Origin of the sequence: Enterobacter cloacae complex sp. IR5412, assembly GCF_049237385.1 — a bacterium.
Classification (GTDB): Bacteria; Pseudomonadota; Gammaproteobacteria; order Enterobacterales; family Enterobacteriaceae; genus Enterobacter; species Enterobacter intestinihominis.
On sequence record NZ_JBMKHQ010000001.1, the window covers coordinates 750 to 3,393 of the forward strand.

At 45.8% G+C, this 2,644-nt stretch carries 3 protein-coding genes; all 3 read right to left on the reverse strand.

Annotated elements, in window-relative coordinates; all coding sequences use genetic code 11:
• Positions 1 to 339: 339 nt before the first annotated feature.
• Positions 340 to 858, reverse strand: coding sequence for a hypothetical protein (locus ACOTX2_RS00015; RefSeq protein ID WP_063148493.1), 519 nt, complete (start codon positions 856 to 858; stop codon positions 340 to 342).
• A gap of 284 nt (positions 859 to 1,142) precedes the next feature.
• Complete coding sequence (locus tag ACOTX2_RS00020) at positions 1,143 to 1,349, reverse strand: hypothetical protein (protein WP_022648388.1); 207 nt, start codon at positions 1,347 to 1,349, stop codon at positions 1,143 to 1,145.
• A 5-nt stretch (positions 1,350 to 1,354) separates the two neighbouring features.
• The coding region (locus ACOTX2_RS00025; protein ID WP_421625863.1) for an RHS repeat domain-containing protein at positions 1,355 to 2,644 on the reverse strand (1,290 nt) is incomplete at its 5' end.

The window sequence follows — 2,644 nt, forward strand, 5'->3', positions numbered from 1 at the left end:
TCTGGGTGCGGCTGGTCTCACGGTGGAGTTCGTCGCGGGTATACTGACAGCTTATTGAGGGTAGGATTCAGCAAGGAGCGTAAGAGGCAGCCCGAATATGAGCTGAAGGTAAAAATTACATCGTTAAAGATGGCGACGTGATGAGCTTCTTGTTTAACGTTTGATTTGTTTTGAATGAAAAAAATCCACGCTTTGGCATGGATTTTTTTCGATTTTCACCCTGAGCGTTGAAGATGGTCAAAACAGTTGGCAACGGCTTTGTCTCGCTTAACACAAACACTAATTGGCGTGTTGAATCGATCATTGCATTATCTCAAAATGGTATGCTGAAAATATATTTTATCCTTTAGCGATCAAAACGCTTCTATGATCAGTTTCATTTTTTATCCAGAACATTTCATCTTGAGGTAACGATCCATTACTGCAAAAATCAACAAGTTCACCGTGCCAACCATCAGGCACATATTCTTGATAATGCATACTCTCAACATATTCCGAATATAATTTTTTATTATCAAAGTCTATAAATAAATCCGGCATAAGTTCATATATATCCCACCAAGTTGTTTTTTGCGAAAGCCTATTATAAAACTCCTCAGCTATGTCATCCTTTTCGTATGAATAACCATCTTTAATTAAATCATCAATGAATATCTGCGCGTTTCCTTCATTTACTACTGGTATGTCATATCTTTCCTTATGGATATCCTGAAGGTTTATTTCCACCCCACTTTTCACAAAATCCTCTACCCATTTAACTCTGTCGAAGACCCACATTTCCTTGAACGCAACGAACCAATAAAATCTTCCTTCATACTTAACTATCACAAGGAGTTCGTCATCTTTATTGATATTCATATAGTAACCTATCTTACATTCCCGGAGCCTGGAATCGCTACTTCTTCAAGCCATTCTGGCCATATTGATGGTAATTCATGCGACCTACCTGGCGTAGTCGGATCCACGCGTTTAGGAGCTAATCCCCCTTGATTTAACGGATTAGTACGATAACCTGCCTGAGGTATTGCACTTTCTTCAATGAAATCCGCCATCCATTTAGGTACTTTAAAGAGACAACTTCAGCATTTCCACCTCTAATATCAAGGAAATGCTGAGCATGTGAGCTATCTCCAATATATCTGTCAACAAAAATAAAAGTAAATATCCCGTATTAAATCTCCATCAACTTCATCGACAGTTCTGGTTTTGATTTTATTAAAGTCAGCTAAAATACCTTTCACTGGCACAGTAGACTTTGATATATCATCATAAAATGCTTTTTGTTGACTTTCCGGAACATATTTTTTTATTAAAAAAACAAGATTCTTTCGTAACTCTTCATCTGTCATCACTTTTACTCCGGAATTATAGTAACACGTTCAAAAATAACAGGGTAATTTCGTTCGATTGGTAGCAACTGTAATGCCCCACCTTTACCATACTCAGGATATGCACTGGTGAAAAGCTCATATCCAGGCCCTCGACCACCATTGGCAAGAGGTACTTGCACTTGAGGTACTCCATTTTTATACAGTTGTAATGTATCAAACTCACCTAATAAACGTGCATCACTCCATGAATCAGGATTACCTTTCTCATAAAAAATTTGATAGGCGTCCCTGGCTTCATTTGCAGATTTATATTTCGTATACCCAAAATAACTTAACGGGGCTGATTTATTTTCTATTGTCTGTGGAGCATATTTGCTATCCATATAACGATATGCTGTAGAAGGCATAGTCGAACTAGGGCCACTTGGACCAACATAGAAATCAGGTTTTGTTTTACCACTACACTCACGGCTCAACCCCCACGGATCCACCCATCCCAGCGCATTCGGCGCATACTGGTAAAGATTTATCCCCCCCGCCAGCCCTATCGGGTCCTGCTGCGTAAACCGTCCGCAGTCCGGGTCGTAATACCGGAACAGATTGTAGTGCAGCCCTGTCTCACGGTCCAGGTATTGCCCCTGCATGCGCAGGTTCTGAGAATATCCTGATACCTGCGTTTCGCTTTCCCGCAGCAGTTTGCCCCAGGCGCTGTTCACCCCTTCCCAGCGCACCTGCCCTTCGCTATCCGTCATCCGCTCCGGTGTGCCGTTGGGCTGACAGTGGAACCAGAAGATTTCCGGGGCATCAACGCCGTCAATTCGCGCCAGCGGATCGTAGCTGTCCTGATCGCTGTAGACGTAGGTCAGCGGCACATCCCCGTGCACTTCCTGCAACAGCCGGAACCCTTCCCAGACAAACCGGGTGGTGACCAGTTTGCCGGTTGGCTGGCCGCCCAGCATCTGGCGGCGCGTTTTGCTGATGCGTCGCCCGAGCGGATCGTAGCGGAAGCTGACCTCCGTCTGCGGTCTGTTGCGGTCCCGTGGCTGGCTGATGACCTCCGTCAGGCGGTGCTCGCCGTCGTAGCGGTAGTGCCAGCGGGTCTGGCCATTATCCTTCTCCACGGTGCGGCCATGGATGTCATAACGCCAGCGAATACCGTTGAGCTGCGTCAGACGGTTGTGCGTGACTTTCTCAGCAGCCCCCTCAAGCGGGTTACCGGCCGCATCCCAGCGCCACTGCTCCTGACCGGGCAGCGTGCCGTCCTGAACGAGCAGGCGCCCTGCGCTGTCGTACTGCCAGCGGTACCAGCTGAA

Excerpts from the sequence above, each read along its gene's own strand:
- ACOTX2_RS00015 (WP_063148493.1), bottom strand. The coding sequence starts at position 858 with ATGAATATCAATAAAGATGACGAACTCCTTGTGATAGTTAAGTATGAA.
- ACOTX2_RS00020 (WP_022648388.1), bottom strand. The coding sequence starts at position 1,349 with ATGACAGATGAAGAGTTACGAAAGAATCTTGTTTTTTTAATAAAAAAA.